The organism is Parerythrobacter aurantius, assembly GCF_045291475.1.
Lineage (GTDB): Bacteria > Pseudomonadota > Alphaproteobacteria > Sphingomonadales > Sphingomonadaceae > Parerythrobacter > Parerythrobacter aurantius.
Genome location: NZ_CP147985.1, coordinates 2,690,662 through 2,704,652, shown reverse-complemented (window position 1 = coordinate 2,704,652; position 13,991 = coordinate 2,690,662). Strand labels below are relative to the sequence as shown.

14 protein-coding genes are annotated in these 13,991 nt (G+C 65.2%); 9 read left to right on the top strand and 5 right to left on the bottom strand.

Annotated features, from left to right (window positions below):
- Nucleotides 1–4: 4 nt before the first annotated feature.
- From dprA to WAB17_RS13440, 5 genes are all read left to right on the top strand, one after another.
- Nucleotides 5–1,120 carry a DNA-processing protein DprA gene (gene dprA / locus WAB17_RS13460; RefSeq protein WP_435417853.1) on the top strand — a complete coding sequence of 372 codons (1,116 nt, stop codon included), beginning with the start codon at nt 5–7 and terminating at the stop codon, nt 1,118–1,120.
- Nucleotides 1,120–1,782, top strand: a complete 663-nt coding sequence (locus tag WAB17_RS13455; protein ID WP_435417852.1) for a hypothetical protein — start codon at nt 1,120–1,122, stop codon at nt 1,780–1,782. Before dprA ends, WAB17_RS13455 begins: the two co-directional genes overlap by 1 nt.
- Nucleotides 1,783–1,874: 92 nt before the next feature.
- Nucleotides 1,875–4,427: a type I DNA topoisomerase gene (topA, locus tag WAB17_RS13450; protein ID WP_435417851.1), complete on the top strand. Its 2,553-nt coding sequence runs from the start codon at nt 1,875–1,877 to the stop codon at nt 4,425–4,427.
- A gap of 82 nt (nt 4,428–4,509) precedes the next feature.
- Entirely contained in the window at nt 4,510–4,833 is a 324-nt protein-coding gene (locus WAB17_RS13445; protein WP_435417850.1) for a hypothetical protein, read from the top strand.
- Nucleotides 4,834–5,027: 194 nt separating this feature from the next.
- Nucleotides 5,028–5,459 carry a response regulator gene (locus WAB17_RS13440; RefSeq protein ID WP_435417849.1) on the top strand — a complete coding sequence of 144 codons (432 nt, stop codon included), beginning with the start codon at nt 5,028–5,030 and terminating at the stop codon, nt 5,457–5,459.
- Between the two features lie 16 nt (nt 5,460–5,475).
- Here the strand turns inward: WAB17_RS13440 and WAB17_RS13435 are convergent, their stop codons facing one another.
- The 4 genes from WAB17_RS13435 to lepB are packed head-to-tail and all read right to left on the bottom strand — an operon-like array spanning nt 5,476 to nt 9,163.
- The gene (locus WAB17_RS13435) at nt 5,476–6,735 is read right to left on the bottom strand and encodes an MgtC/SapB family protein (RefSeq protein WP_435417848.1); all 1,260 of its coding nucleotides are present in this window, start codon (nt 6,733–6,735) and stop codon (nt 5,476–5,478) included.
- Between the two features lie 6 nt (nt 6,736–6,741).
- On the bottom strand, nt 6,742–7,647 hold the full coding sequence (era, locus tag WAB17_RS13430; protein ID WP_435417847.1) for a GTPase Era: 906 nt from the start codon (nt 7,645–7,647) through the stop codon (nt 6,742–6,744).
- Nucleotides 7,644–8,315 (bottom strand): ribonuclease III, encoded by a 672-nt coding sequence (gene rnc / locus WAB17_RS13425; RefSeq protein WP_435417846.1) that lies wholly within the window; start codon nt 8,313–8,315, stop codon nt 7,644–7,646. The genes era and rnc overlap by 4 nt, the downstream gene beginning before the upstream one ends.
- Nucleotides 8,312–9,163: a signal peptidase I gene (gene lepB / locus WAB17_RS13420; protein ID WP_435417845.1), complete on the bottom strand. Its 852-nt coding sequence runs from the start codon at nt 9,161–9,163 to the stop codon at nt 8,312–8,314. The genes rnc and lepB overlap by 4 nt, the downstream gene beginning before the upstream one ends.
- 51 nt (nt 9,164–9,214) lie before the next feature.
- Between lepB and pgi the strand changes: the two genes are divergently transcribed.
- Both pgi and WAB17_RS13410 read left to right on the top strand, forming a co-directional pair.
- On the top strand, nt 9,215–10,759 hold the full coding sequence (pgi, locus tag WAB17_RS13415; RefSeq protein WP_435417844.1) for a glucose-6-phosphate isomerase: 1,545 nt from the start codon (nt 9,215–9,217) through the stop codon (nt 10,757–10,759).
- The gene (locus tag WAB17_RS13410; RefSeq protein WP_435417843.1) at nt 10,756–11,226 is read left to right on the top strand and encodes a TspO/MBR family protein; all 471 of its coding nucleotides are present in this window, start codon (nt 10,756–10,758) and stop codon (nt 11,224–11,226) included. The genes pgi and WAB17_RS13410 overlap by 4 nt, the downstream gene beginning before the upstream one ends.
- On the opposite strand, the gene chrA is transcribed toward WAB17_RS13410, so the two are convergent.
- Entirely contained in the window at nt 11,223–12,533 is a 1,311-nt protein-coding gene (gene chrA / locus WAB17_RS13405) for a chromate efflux transporter (RefSeq protein ID WP_435417842.1), read from the bottom strand. The genes WAB17_RS13410 and chrA overlap by 4 nt on opposite strands.
- Before the next feature lie 62 nt (nt 12,534–12,595).
- Between chrA and WAB17_RS13400 the strand changes: the two genes are divergently transcribed.
- Both WAB17_RS13400 and WAB17_RS13395 read left to right on the top strand, forming a co-directional pair.
- Nucleotides 12,596–13,303 carry a CDP-alcohol phosphatidyltransferase family protein gene (locus WAB17_RS13400; RefSeq protein ID WP_435417841.1) on the top strand — a complete coding sequence of 236 codons (708 nt, stop codon included), beginning with the start codon at nt 12,596–12,598 and terminating at the stop codon, nt 13,301–13,303.
- 25 nt (nt 13,304–13,328) lie between these two features.
- Nucleotides 13,329–13,766: a hypothetical protein gene (locus WAB17_RS13395; protein ID WP_435417840.1), complete on the top strand. Its 438-nt coding sequence runs from the start codon at nt 13,329–13,331 to the stop codon at nt 13,764–13,766.
- Nucleotides 13,767–13,991 lie beyond the last annotated feature (225 nt).

The following is a 13,991-nucleotide window of genomic DNA, read 5'->3' as shown; positions in this document are numbered from 1 at the left end:
CCCCATGTCGCAAGAGGTCGCACTCTCCCAAACCGAAGCCTTTGCCAGGATCCGGCTGCTGCGCTCGCCCAACATCGGACCGGTCAGCTACGCGCAGTTGCTGGCGCGGTTCGGCAATGCGCAGGCGGCGCTGGAGGCATTGCCCGACCTGGCGCAGCGGGGCGGCCGGGCCTATCGCGCCGTAGCCGCAGAGGTGATCGAGCGGGAGGTGGAGGCGATCCGCCGGGCGGGCGCGCGCTACCTGTTCCATGACCAGCCGGATTATCCCGCGTCGCTCGGCCAGCTCGACAGCGCGCCGCCGATCCTGACCTTTCGCGGCGACCTGTCGCTAGCGGCCAAGCCCTGCGTCGCCATGGTCGGCGCGCGCAATTCCAGTGCGGCGGCGGTCAAGATCGCGCGCGAATTCGCAGCGGCGCTTGCGGGGGAGGGGTTCACCGTCGTCTCCGGTCTGGCACGCGGTATTGACGGTGCCGCCCATGAAGGCGCATTCCCCGCGACCATCGGCGTCATCGCCAGCGGGATCGACATCGCCTATCCGCCGCAGCACGCCGACTTGCAGGAACGGATCGCCAGTGAGGCGCTGCTGCTGGCCGAGCAACCCCCCGGCACCGAACCGCGCGGCAGCCACTTCCCCAGCCGCAACCGCATCATCGCGGGTCTCGCCGCGGGTACGCTGGTGGTCGAGGCCGCGCCCAAGTCCGGCTCGCTTATCACGGCGAGGCTGGCGGGCGAGGCGGGGAGGGAGGTCATGGCCATTCCCGGCTCCCCGCTCGATGCGCGCTCCGCCGGGTGCAACCAGCTGATCCGCGAAGGCGCGGTGCTGGTGCAGGCGCCGGAGGATGTGGTCGAACTGCTCAGCAGCTTCGACGGCACTCCGCGCTTGAGCTTCCGCGAAGGAGGTGCATTCGACTTCGACCACGCACCCGAGGAACTGGCCGTTGCGGAGCCCGCCGATATCGAGGGCCTGCTGACAACCGCGCCGGTGGCGGTGGACGAACTGATCCGCCAGTCGGGCGAGAGCGCGGCGTCGGTGCAATTGGCGCTGCTGGAGTTGGAGATCGTTGGCAAACTGGAGCGGCATGCGGCCGGGCGGGTGAGCCTAGCCCTGGGAGAACATTAGTGGACGCCAACGAAACGGTTGGAAACCGGGTCGACCTTATTTTTGCGGAATTCCGCCGGCTAGCAATGGCAGCATCCGGCACGCTGGTGGTGACCACCATGGTCTTGGCGCTAGGAAATATTGCGGTCGACTTGTTTTTCACGTCTTCTGTATCGAACCTCTTTCTTGGCATCGTTAGTCTCGCAATCGACTTCATTGTCTTGCGCGCGCTCTTACGCAATTCCGGATTGGTCTCGGGCGATCTTAACGGACAGGTCGGGACTTACTTCGGTCTTGCATTGCTGAGCGCGATTGGCCTGACGGCTGGGTTGGTCTTGTTGGTTATACCCGGATTGGTGCTCGCGGTCCGTTGGTCTGCCATCTACGGGTACGGCCTGGTCGATGGCGACGGTATCGCAAATGCCATGGGAAAATCCTGGGATGCGACCGGGCCGCATTTCACACCGATCGCGATCTCTCTCTTGGTGCCAATTGGCATCTATGCCGTATCGATAGCCGGTTTGTTTTGGTCTGTGCGCGGTTTCGGTGAGGTCAATCTGCCTTTGTCGATTCTCGGAAATGTGGGATTGGCGATTGGTGGTAATGTCTTCGCAACCGTGGGCATCGCCGTCTACTCATTGACTGCGGACAGAAGCCGGACTTTGGCGGCGGTTTTTGAGTAGGGACATTCTATCCACTTGACGACCTTCAACCGCCAACCCCACCCTCGCGCGTACGTACACGTATACGCGTAAGGGACTGGATCGCTCATTCCATGCAGCTTGTTATCGTTGAATCGCCGGCCAAGGCGAAGACTATCGAGGGCTATCTGGGCAAGGACTTCAAGGTTCTCGCCTCCTACGGCCATGTCCGCGACCTGCCGCCCAAGGATGGCAGCGTGCGCCCGGATGAGGATTTTGCGATGGACTGGGAACTCTATCGCGACAAGCAGAGCCGCTTCAAGGAAATCGCCGACGCGGCAAAAGGCGCGGATCGGCTCGTGCTCGCGACCGACCCCGACCGCGAGGGTGAGGCGATTTCGTGGCACGTCAAGGAACTGCTGGCCAAGCGCAAGGCGCTGCCTGCCAAGGTCGACCGGGTCACCTTCAACGCCATCACCAAGGCAGCGGTGACCGAGGCGATGGGCAAACCGCGCGAGCTCGACCAGCCGCTGATCGATGCCTATCTCGCCCGCCGCGCGCTCGACTACCTGTTTGGTTTCACCCTCAGCCCCGTGCTGTGGCGCAAGCTGCCCGGCGCGAAGAGCGCGGGCCGCGTGCAATCGGTTGCGCTGCGGCTGATCGTCGATCGCGAGCGCGAGATCGAGGCCTTCAAGGCCGAGGAATACTGGTCGATCGTAGCGCATCTGCTGCACGACGGGACCGAGTTCGACGCGCGCCTGGTGAAGTTCGACGGCAAAAAGCTCGACAAGATGACGCTGGGCAACGAGGGCTCCGCGCTCGCGGCCAAGGCTGCGGTCGAGCAGGGGCGCTTCACGGTCGAGGAGATCGAGACCAAGCCGCTCAAGCGCAACCCCGCACCGCCGTTCACCACATCTACGCTTCAGCAGGAGGCCGCGCGAAAACTCGGCTTCTCGGCCAGCCACACCATGCGCCTGGCGCAGTCGCTCTACGAGGCGGGTGCGATCACCTATATGCGCACCGACGGCGTGCAGATGGACATGAGCGCCATCATGGCCGCGCGCGACGCCATCGCGGAGCGGTTCAGCGAGGATTACCGGCCTGAGAAGCCACGGTTCTACGCCACCAAGGCCAAGAACGCGCAGGAAGCCCACGAGGCGATCCGCCCGACCAGTTTCAAGCGCGAGCATGCCGGTTCGGGTGACGAAGCAAAGCTTTACCACCTGATCTTCAAGCGCGCCATGGCGAGCCAGATGTCCGCCGCGCAGCTCGAGCGGACCACCGTGACCCTGCGTGATGCAACCGGCCAGCACGAGCTGCGCGCCACCGGGCAGGTGGTAAAATTCCCCGGCTATTTCGCGGTTTACCAGGAAAGCTTCGACGAGAAGTCCGAAGACGACGATGACGGCCTGCTGCCTGTGATGCACAAGGGCGACAGCCCCGCCAAGCGCGGCGTGGAGGCCAACCAGCACTTCACCCAGCCGCCGCCGCGTTTTTCCGAAGCTTCGCTGGTCAAGCGGCTCGAGGAGCTCGGCATCGGTCGCCCCTCGACCTACGCCTCGACCATCCAGACGTTGCGCGACCGCGACTATGTGCGGATGGAGAAAAACCGTTTCTTTGCAGAGGAATCGGGCCGATTGCTCACGGTGTTCCTCGAACGCTTCTTCCCGCAATATGTCGCTTACGACTTCACCGCAGGGATGGAGGACGAGCTCGATACCGTCTCCGATGGGCGCGAGGAGTACAAGGAGCTGCTCGCCAAGTTCTGGGCCGACTTCAAGGTCAAGGCCGACGAGGTGATGGAGAAGCTGCCTTCGGAAGTGACCGAGGCGCTCGACGAATATCTCTCAGACTACCTCTTCCCCCCGCGCGAGGACGGCAGCGATCCGCGTGCCTGCCCGCAATGCATTGCCGAGGGCCGCAGTGGTGGCCGCCTGGCGCTGCGCGGGGGCAAGTTCGGGGCCTTCGTCGCCTGTGCCAACTATCCCGAATGCAAATATACCCGCCGCTTCGCCCAGCCGGGCGGCGAGGGCGGTGCGGGCGAGGAAGATGGCGTGATGGGCCAGCACCCCGTCACCGGCGCGGATATCCACCGCAAGACCGGGCGCTTCGGCCCCTATGTCGAGATGGAAGCCGACGGCGAGAAGAAGCGCGCCAGCATTCCCAAGGACCTCGACGATTTCGATGTCGAATGGGCCGCCAAGCTGCTCGACCTGCCGCGCATCGTCGGTGCGCATCCGGAAACCGGCAAAGAAATCGAAGCGAACATAGGACGTTACGGCCCATATCTCCGCCACGACGGCAAATACGGCAAGCTGACCAATACGCGCGAGGTGTTCGAAGTCGGCATGAACCGTGCGGTCGATATCCTGGCGCAGGCGGCCAACCGCGGCGGTGCGGCGCGCGGCAAGGCAGAGGCGATCAAGAGCCTCGGTGCGCACCCGACCAGCGGCGGCGAGATGAAGGTCATGCCGGGCCGCTATGGCCCTTATGTCACCGACGGCACCACCAATGCGACCCTGCCGCGGGACGTGAAGCCCGAGGACGTGACCGAGGCGCAGGCGATCGAACTGATCGACGCCCGTACAGCGAAGGGTCCGCCGAAGAAGAAGGGGCGCAAGAAGGCTGCACCGAAGAAGGCGGCTGCGAAGAAAGCCCCGGCAAAAAAGAAGGCCGCCGCCAAATAGGAGCCACGCGATCAGCCGCCCGTGCTTGTTGGTAAATCATCAAGCATTGGCTGTTAGGCCTGATCCCAATCGGGGAACGGCTGTGATCGAAATCGAAGTCCAGAACGAAACGCACCAGTCGCAGCACCGCCTGCGCTTCGCTGCGGTGCCGCGCATTGGCGAAGGCCTACGGCTGCGCGAAAAGAACGGTATGTGGGCGAGCTACGATGTGCTCGACGTTTGGTACCAGAAAGCCGACTTCGGCGATGTCTGGATGCCCTACATCCACGTCCGCCTGACTGCAGGCGAAGAAGTCGGCGGACATAACGACGATGAAGGTTTCGACGACGGCTACGGGCGGGAGTTCGACGACGAGCTTGCCATGCGCAGCGCGCTCGAGCGGGAGGCACGACCATTCAAAATCTGATCAAGCGCCGCACCGGCCCGACTGCGGGCCAGGAAACCCTGTCGCAGGACGCCCATGCTCCCGCGAAGCAGCAGGCTGTCCCACGCGAGGAACCGGTCTATCCGCCGGAACCGGCCACCCGCAGCGAGCTGGTGTACGAGGACGTGCCCTACAGGGACGATCCGCTGCCGGGTAGCGCGCCTGCGACGCCGGACATGAGCGATACCGACGCCATCGTCGCCGCCGCCAAGGCCATGCGCGAGGGCAACGCGTCGCCGGGCAGCAAGCGTTGCCTGATCGTCGACGACAGCCGCGTCGTCCGCAAGCTTTCGCGCAAGATCGCCGAGGAACTCGGTTACCGCGTGGCCGAAGCCGAAAACGGCGAGGAAGCGCTCGCCCGCTGCCGCCAGGTCATGCCCGACCTCGTCATCACCGACTGGCAGATGCCGGTGATGAGCGGTGTCGAATTCGTCGCGCAATTGCGTTCGATCCCCGGTGCTGAACGCGCGAAGGTGATGTTCTGCACCTCCAAGGGCGAGGCGACCGACATCCATGAAGGCATCAGCGCCGGGGCCGACGATTACATCGTCAAACCGTTCAACGAGGCAGCGCTGAAGGCGAAGGTGGAGCGGTTAGTGGCGGGCTAGCCCCTCGACCGCTTCGCTAGAGTTGCAAATATCCAACTATCAAGCTGGCCACCAGCGCCAGCATGCTCGCGCCCAGCGCCCAAGCGGCGGCCTTCGCGGCTGAGCGGCCGTAGGCGATCGTCACGCCCAGCTTGACGGTCATATTGGCCAGAATCGTCCCGGTGATCGCCAGCGCAGCCAATTCGTTGGCGATGGTGCCGGGTTCCAGCCCGCCTGCCGTGACGATGGCGGCGTCGACATCCATGCTCCCCATCAGCAGGAGCAAGACCGCGATGCCCTGTTCGCCGAACTCGCCTTGCGCCCAGCGCGCCGCGACAGCGGCCACGGCCACGAAGGCGGCGAAGCCGAAAGCGGGGATGAGCGCGATCGGGTTCCCTGGCGGGGCGGGGCCGGTGCTGTGCGCGGCCTTGCGGGTCAGCCACCAACTGACACCCCAGGCTGTCAGCAGCGGGGGCAGGATCAGGATGACGAAGGGCTTGAGCAGCGGTGTCGCCAGAACGCCGACCAGCAGGCTAACCCGCATGTACATCACAGCGCTCGCAAGGGCGATGCCGGCATTCTCGGCCCCGGTGCCTTCATCGGCGCCCAGCCTTTGCGAGAGCGATTGGGTGACCGCCGTAGAACTGTATGCCCCGCCGATGATGGCGGTGGCAATGGTCCCGCGCTTGGCTCCGAAGATGCGGTTGGCGACGTATCCGGCGAAGGAGAAGCCGGTCACCAGTACCACCACGAGCCACAGCGTGCGTGGCTCCCACGCATCATAGGGACCGTAGCGACCGGCGGGGAGGAAGGGATAGACCGCCAGTGCGATGACGGCATAGCGGGCGAAGGCCTTGATATCGGCCTCGTCCAGCCGGTCGATGAAGCCATGGACCTCGGTCCGCAGGGCGAGGATTAGCGTCATTACCGCACCACCCGCCACCGCCAGCGCCGGCTCGCCCGTGCCGCCAAGGAAGCCCAGCGCCAGTACCGCGAGAGCTGAGACGGCCGAAGTCGCATCGGGCGAGCCAATTTCCAACGCCGCCCTGCCATATCCGATAGCGATCACCAGCGCGGCAGTGGCAACAACCATTCCCGATACGAAGGCGTAGCCGGCTGCGGCCAGCACGCCAGCCAGTCCGGCCACGAGGCCCAGCAGGGTGAATGTGCGGATGCCCGCGACCCGCATGCCATCGGCCTCGCCGCGCAGTTTCCACCCCCGCTCGATCCCGACCAGCAGGCCGACCGCTAGGCCGGACCCGGCGTGCGCCCACAGGTCAGGCGGGAAAGGTATCACGGCGACCTATCGGACCCAGTCGAGCCCGATCTCCTCGAAGATTTCGCGGCTTTCGGCCCAGTTCTCCTCGACCTTCACGTGCAGGAACAGGTGGACCTTCACGCCAAGCACCTCTGCCAATTCCTTGCGCGCGGCCTCGCCGATGGCCTTGATCCGGCTGCCGCCCTTACCGAGCACGATGGCGCGCTGGTTGTCGCGGGTGACGACGATCTGCTGGTGGATTTCGAGGCTGCCGTCGGGGCGGTGCTGGTACAGTTCCGGGCGCACGGCGCTGTCGTAAGGCAGTTCCTCGTGCAGTTGCTGGTAGAGCTGTTCGCGCGTTATTTCGGTGGCGAGCAAGCGCTCGCTGGCATCGCTGACCTGATCTTCGGGGTAATGCCACGGCCCTTCGGGTATCAACGCGGCCAGCGCTGCCTTCATCTCCGCGACGCCGTCGCCGGTGAGGGCAGATACGAAGAAGACTTCGCTGAACTCGACCTTGCCGGTCAGTTCCTGCGCCAGCGCCAGCAGGGGTTCCTTCTTGGCGACGTCGACCTTGTTGAGGACGAGGATCTTGCGCTCCGGCCGGTTGGCGAGGCTCTCCAGCAAAGGCTCGAGCTCGTGCCGCCGCTGCTTGACCGGATCGACCATCAGCAGAACGGCATCGGCAGCCTCGGCGCCTTCCCAGGCGGCGCTGACCATGGCCCGGTCGAGCCGCCGTTTGGGCGCGAAGATACCAGGGGTATCGACGAGGATCATCTGCGTCTGTTCGTGCAGGGCGATGCCGAGCATCCGCGCACGGGTAGTCTGCGCCTTGGCGCTCGTGATTGCGACCTTCTGGCCGACCAACTGGTTGACCAGCGTCGACTTGCCGGCATTGGGGGCGCCGAGGACAGCGACGACGCCGCAATGGGGTGTGGGGGTATCGGTCACCCGAATTGCTCCATGAAAAGTTTGGCGGCCGCCGTCTCCGCTTCCTGTTTGCTGTTGGCGCTTGCTTCTGCGGCACCGACATTGCGAACTTCGACGCGGACCGTGAAAACGGCCGCGTGGTCCGGTCCGGACCGGTCCACCAGCCGGTATTCCGGGGGGCGCCGCTGGTTGCCGGCAGCCCATTCCTGCAGGGCCGATTTGGGGTGCTTGGAACGGCCGGTCTTGCCTTGCAGGTCTTCCTCCCAGAACCGGTGCACCAACAGCGCCGTCGCCGCATAACCGGCCTCGAGATAGTTCGCTCCCAGCAGCGATTCCATGACATCGCCCATGATATTGGTGCTGCCCGCCGCGCCGTCTTCGCGGGCCTGCTTTCCCAGCACGACATAGTCGCAGACACCCAGCTGCCGAGCGACCCTGGCGCAGGACCCTTTGCTGACGAGGGCGTTCAGCCGCTGGGCGAGTGCGCCTTCCGCCCCGCCTACGTTGCGGTAGAGGTGGTCGGAAATCGCGAGGCCGAGGACCCTGTCGCCGAGAAACTCGAGACGCTGGTAGTCGCGCAGGGCGCCGGTGCTGCCGTGGGTAAGGGCTTCCAGCCACAATTCGTCGTCGGTCACGGTAAAGCCGATTCCCGCGAGCCATTCGCGGGTAGTGGGGGCGAGACTGGTCATAGGCCTGTTCCCATACGCCCTTCGCGTGCCGCCGTGAACCATGTCCATGGCTTGAGCCACTGGGCGCTGCCGTCGGTCGACCAGACGATGACGCGGGCCTTGCCGACCAGCAGGTCCTGCGGGACAAAGGCGATGCCCTTGCCCGGCTCGGCCGGGAACCTGCTGTCGAGTGAATTGTCGCGGTTGTCGCCCATCAGGAACAAGCGGCCGTCGGGCACCACGCGCGGCCCCCAGTCGTCCTGCGGGCTCGGGCCGAAATCGAGTACCGGATAGCTTACACCCTGAGTGTTGATTTCTTGCCACATGGCGTAGCGGCAGCGCGGCACGGCGCCCGGTCGCTGTTCCATCGGGATGCCGCTGGGGCAATCCGTGTTGGGCGAGACGGGCACACGGAATTCGCCGATGCGTTTCTGCGCCAGCACTTGGCCGTTGACGACGACATTGCCTCCACGCACCTCCACCACATCGCCCGGCAGGCCGATGACGCGCTTGACGTAATCGACGTGATCGACCGGATGCTTGAAGATCACCACGTCCCCGCGCGCCGGCGTCGAAGCGAGGACACGCCCTGCCGGAAGGCCCAGCTCCAGCGGCAGCGAGTGGCGCGACAGGCCGTAATCCCATTTGGACGCGATCAGGTAGTCACCCACCATCAGCCGCGGCATCATGCTTTCGCTCGGGATGCTGAAGAGGGAAAAGGCGAAACTGCGGAAGGCGAGCGCGAAGGTGACCACCAGCAGCAGGAACAAGGGAAAACTCATCTCGCGCCGCGTGCGCCCGGGCACACCGCCCGTGGCGGAATCTGTCGCCACCGTTGCATCGGCGAGGCTTTGGCTCTTCCCATCCATGGCTTGCACCCCTAGGCCACCGGCCATCACTGGCAAGGGGATTCTGGAACCGTGACCGACGCTGCAACAAAAGCCTGGAACACAATCCGCGAACAGGAGCATGCGACGCTTGCCGCCCTCTTCGCCGGAGACCCCGACAGGGTGACCAAGCTGAGCCGCCGCCTGACGTGGGGCGAGGGCGAAACGGCGGGCGGTATCCTGTTCGACTGGTCGAAGACCCATCTTGCCGACGCGCTGCTCGACGGTTTCGAGGCGCTCGCAGCAGCGGTCGATTTTGCCGGCGCACGGGACAAACTTCTGTCGGGGGCGAAGATCAACGTCACCGAAGGGCGAGCAGCGGAACATACCGCGCAACGAGGGACCGGCTCGGACGCGAGCGTCGAGGAGGCGCAGGCGCTGCTCGCACGCATGCAGATGCTGGTCGAGGCGATCCATGAGGGTGCGCTGGGCGAGGTGAAGCACCTGATCCACATCGGGATCGGTGGCAGCGCGCTCGGACCCAAGCTCGCAATCGATGCGCTAACGCGGGATCTGGCGCTGGTCGATGTCCCTGTCGTCTCCAATATCGACGGCGTGGCGCTTGAGCAGGCCTTTGCCACCTGCGACCCGGCGACGACACTGGTGGCCGTAGCTTCCAAGACCTTCACCACGATCGAGACCATGACCAACGCCGAAAGCGCGCTGAAATGGCTGGGCGAAAACGGCGTCAAGGACCCGAGCGGGCGGGTGATCGCGCTCACCGCCGCGCCGGAGAAGGCAGTCGAGTGGGGCATCGACGAGACCCGCGTGCTGCCCTTCATGGAGAGCGTCGGCGGGCGTTATTCGCTATGGTCGTCCATCGGCTTCCCGGTCGCGCTTGCGGCCGGATGGGACGAGTTTGAGGCGATGCTGGCGGGCGCGCAGGCCATGGACATTCACTTCGCGGAGAGCGAGGGCAGGGCCAACATCCCGCTCCTCGCCGCCTTTGCCGACCAGTATTACATCCGCGTGCGCGGCTGCCAGACCCGGGCGGTGTTCGCTTATGACGAACGGCTCGGCCTGCTGCCCGACTACCTCCAGCAGCTGGAGATGGAATCGAACGGCAAGAGGGTGAAGGCCGACGGCTCGCCGGTCGACGGCCCGACCGCGCCGATCACCTGGGGCGGGGTGGGGACGGACGCGCAGCACGCGGTGTTCCAGTTGCTCCATCAGGGAACCACCCTCGTGCCCGTCGACTTCATCGCCAGCATCGCGCCCGGCGACCAGCTCGACCCGGCGCATCACCGCATCCTGCTGACCAACTGCTTCGCGCAAGGCGCCGCGCTGATGGCGGGCGGCAATATGAGTGCCGACGGAAAAGACCCCGCGCGTGCCTTTCCCGGCGACCGCCCGAGCGCGACGATGCTGTGCGACGATCTCGACGCCGCCACATTAGGCGCGCTGATCGCCTTCCACGAGCATCGCACCTTCGCCAATGCCGTGCTGATGGGCATCAATCCCTTCGACCAGTTCGGCGTCGAACTGGGCAAGAAGATGGCCAAGGATATCGAGGCCGGCGAGGCGGAGTTCGATGCCAGCACGCAGGCGCTGCTGGAGGCGGCAGGATTGAACCAATGAACTTCCAGCTGACCTTCGCCATCGCATGGGCAGTGATTCTCGGGCTAGGCGGCGGGCTACTGACCAAGATCGGCAGTTGGTATCGCGAGCTCAACAAGCCGAGCTGGCAGCCGCCCGACTGGCTGTTCGGGCCGGCGTGGACGCTGATCCTCGGGCTGGCGGCATGGGCATTCGTGCTGAGCTGGAACGGCGCACCGGACGAGAGTGCGCGGCAACTGCTCATCGCGCTCTACGTGGTCAACGGCGTGTTCCACTTCCTGTGGTCGCCGCTGTTCTTCACGCTGAAGCGGCCCGACTGGTCGCTGGTCGAGGTGCCGTTCCTGTGGGCCTCGGTGCTGTCGCTTTGCATCGTCCTGCGCGAGTTCTCGGTGCTGGCGAGCTGGCTGATCGTGCCCTACCTCGTGTGGGTCAGCTTCGCCGCCTGCCTTAATCTCGCGATCGTCCGGCTCAACCGGCCTTTCGGCTAGAGCAGGGACAGCGCAAGCCCACCGGCGGCGCAGAGGGCCAGCACGCGGATGACGCTCCATCTGGCGGCGAAGGTCAGCAACAGCGCGACGACCGTCAGCGCGGCCGCGCGCCAGTCCAGCGTCGTCCATTCGGCGACGGACAGTCGCACCGGTCCCGCCTGCGCCGTCGCCACCTGCGCAAACAGCACATGCAGCGCGAACCACAGCGCCAGGTTCGCGATGACCCCGACGACCGCTGCCGTCACCGCAGCAAGCCCGGCACGGATGCGGGGTGCAGCCTTCAACCGTTCCATCCACGGCGCCAGCGCGAAAATCCACAGGAAGCACGGGGCGAAGGTGACCCAGGTCGTCAGGCCCGCGGCAAGGATGCCGGCAAGCAGCGGCGCAAATGGCTCCGGCGCGCGCCATCCGGCCAGGAAACCGGTGAACTGCGTCACCATGATGAGTGGCCCGGGCGTCGTTTCGGCCAGGCCCAGCCCGTCCGCCATTTCGCCGGGTGCGAGCCAGCCGTAGGTTTCGACCGCCTGCTGCGCCATATAGGCCAGCACGGCATAGGCCCCGCCGAAGGTGACGACCGCCAGTTTCGAGAAGAACAGCCCGACATCCCACAGCACGTGCTCGGGCCCGAGCGTCGTGAGGACCAGACCGAGCGGTGCGACCCAGATCGCTCCCCAAGCCGCGACCGCGCGCAGGCTGGCGCCCCACGGCATCGGTCCATGCGTTACGGCTTCGACCGGCTTCAGGGCGAGCCATTCGGGCCGCACTCCGCCGATCGCTGCACCCAGCGCGAGTGCGCCGAGCACGACCAGCGGAAAGGGCAGGGCGAAGACGAACAAGGCGACGAAGGCCGCCACCGCCAGCAGCTTGCGCAAGGGTCCGCCCAGCGCGCGCGAGCCGATGCGGATCAGCGCCTGCAGAACGATCGCCAGCACCGCCGCCTTGATGCCGAGGAAGAGCGCCTCGAACCACGCGAGATCGGCTGCAATCGCATAGAGGACCGACAGGCCGAGCATTACAACCGCGCCGGGCAGCACGAACAGTCCGCCCGCGATGACTCCGCCGCGCCAGCCGTGGAGACGCCAGCCGATCCATGTCGCCAGTTGCTGCGCTTCCGGACCGGGTAGCAGGTGGCAGAGGTTGAGCGCCTCCAGATAGTCCTGCTCCCCCACCCAGCGCCGGTCCTCGACGATTTCGCGGTGCATCAGGGCGATCTGGCCGGCCGGTCCGCCGAAGCTGAGCCAGCCGATGCGCCAGAATGCGCGGGTCAGCGCGGCGAGATCGGGGGATGCGGCGAGGGTAGGGGTCATGCGAGGCGGATATGCGCGCTTTAGCGATTGTGCGCCATCGCAAAGCAGCGCATGGCGCCGTCATGGAAGAGTCACAGTCCCCCAAGCCGCTACCGCCGATCAACCGCATCCAGGAAAACCTGCTGGCCCGCAGCGAGCGGCGGCTGCTCAACTGGATCTGCGCGCGGCTGCCCGGATGGGTGACGCCCGACATGCTCACCGGGATCGGCATGGTCGGGGCCTTCATGGTCTTCGCAGGATACCTGGCCAGCAACCGGGGCGAAGAATGGCTCTGGTTGGCGATTGCCGGTTATGCCGTTCAGTGGTTCGGCGACAGCACCGACGGCAGCCTCGCCCGCTTCCGGCAGATCGAGCGGCCGCGCTACGGCTATTTCCTCGACCATAGCTGCGACGGGCTGGCGACCACGCTTGTCGTGATGGGCATCGGCCTCAGCCCTTATGTGACACTCGAATGGGCGCTGGTGGCGCTCGCGGGCTACCTTCTGCTGTCAATCCACGCCTTCCTGTCGGTCCGCGTTCTGGGCGAACTCAAGCTGTCCTACCTCAATGCCGGGCCGACCGAGCTGCGCTTCATGCTGATCGCGTTGACGCTGGCGATGATGTGGTTCGGGACAGGGCCGGGCTGGTTCGGTGCGCTCTCGGGCTTCGACCTGTTCACGGGCTTCGTCGGGCTGACGCTGATCGCGCTGTTCGCGATCCAGACCGGCGTGACGGCGCGGCGCCTGGCGAAGGAAGAGCCTGCGCGCAACGAGGAATGGCGCAAGCGCTAGGCTTGCCGTCCCTTTTGCAGAAGCAATGCTGGCTCCGATTGGTTTGGCTTTTGGAGTACGCGAAATGAGAATCCTCGTGTGGTCTCTTGTCGTTATCGCAGCTCTTGCAGTTCATTCTCCACAATCGGCATCGGGCCAGGAATCGGTTGAGGATACCGGCCCGCCCGGTGGCAGCCCGCCGATCCTGATTGAATTTACCGGGGTCGATGAGCTCGTCATTGAGGCTGGCCGCCAGGGGATGCTGACACAGGTGCTCAACTACACTTTGACCGTCGACGATGTTGGCAAGGCCGTTGGCTGCAAATTCAACCGCAAGTTCCGCCGCAAGTCTGTAGAGATATCTTTCTGCCGGGTCCTCAAAAGGCATCATAGCTTCGAACCGGCGCGGGACTGCGAAGTTCGACCTGTTTTTGGCACCTACACGGGTACGATCGATTTTCAGACATGGGTCAAGGGTGACTGACCGGCAGGGCTATGCTCCAAGTATCGGATCGAACAACTTTAATTGACTTTCATGCTGCGTTGCACCATATGCCGGCCATCGAAGCGCCCGCCAGCGTGAAGTGGCGGGGGAGAGACATTCCCCAGGCCCCGGCAGCCCTTCGGTCCTTTTTCAAGAAGCTTCCCTTTTCACGCGGGTCGTTTTGACACCCGCGCTGCGCCCGGATTCCGTCAGGATTCCGCGAGG

Excerpts from the sequence above, each read along its gene's own strand:
- WAB17_RS13400 (WP_435417841.1), top strand. The coding sequence starts at position 12,596 with ATGGAAGAGTCACAGTCCCCCAAGCCGCTACCGCCGATCAACCGCATC.
- chrA (WP_435417842.1), bottom strand. The coding sequence starts at position 12,533 with ATGACCCCTACCCTCGCCGCATCCCCCGATCTCGCCGCGCTGACCCGC.
- rnc (WP_435417846.1), bottom strand. The coding sequence starts at position 8,315 with ATGACCAGTCTCGCCCCCACTACCCGCGAATGGCTCGCGGGAATCGGC.
- WAB17_RS13410 (WP_435417843.1), top strand. The coding sequence starts at position 10,756 with ATGAACTTCCAGCTGACCTTCGCCATCGCATGGGCAGTGATTCTCGGG.
- dprA (WP_435417853.1), top strand. The coding sequence starts at position 5 with ATGTCGCAAGAGGTCGCACTCTCCCAAACCGAAGCCTTTGCCAGGATC.
- WAB17_RS13440 (WP_435417849.1), top strand. The coding sequence starts at position 5,028 with ATGAGCGATACCGACGCCATCGTCGCCGCCGCCAAGGCCATGCGCGAG.
- WAB17_RS13395 (WP_435417840.1), top strand. The coding sequence starts at position 13,329 with ATGCTGGCTCCGATTGGTTTGGCTTTTGGAGTACGCGAAATGAGAATC.
- topA (WP_435417851.1), top strand. The coding sequence starts at position 1,875 with ATGCAGCTTGTTATCGTTGAATCGCCGGCCAAGGCGAAGACTATCGAG.
- lepB (WP_435417845.1), bottom strand. The coding sequence starts at position 9,163 with ATGGATGGGAAGAGCCAAAGCCTCGCCGATGCAACGGTGGCGACAGAT.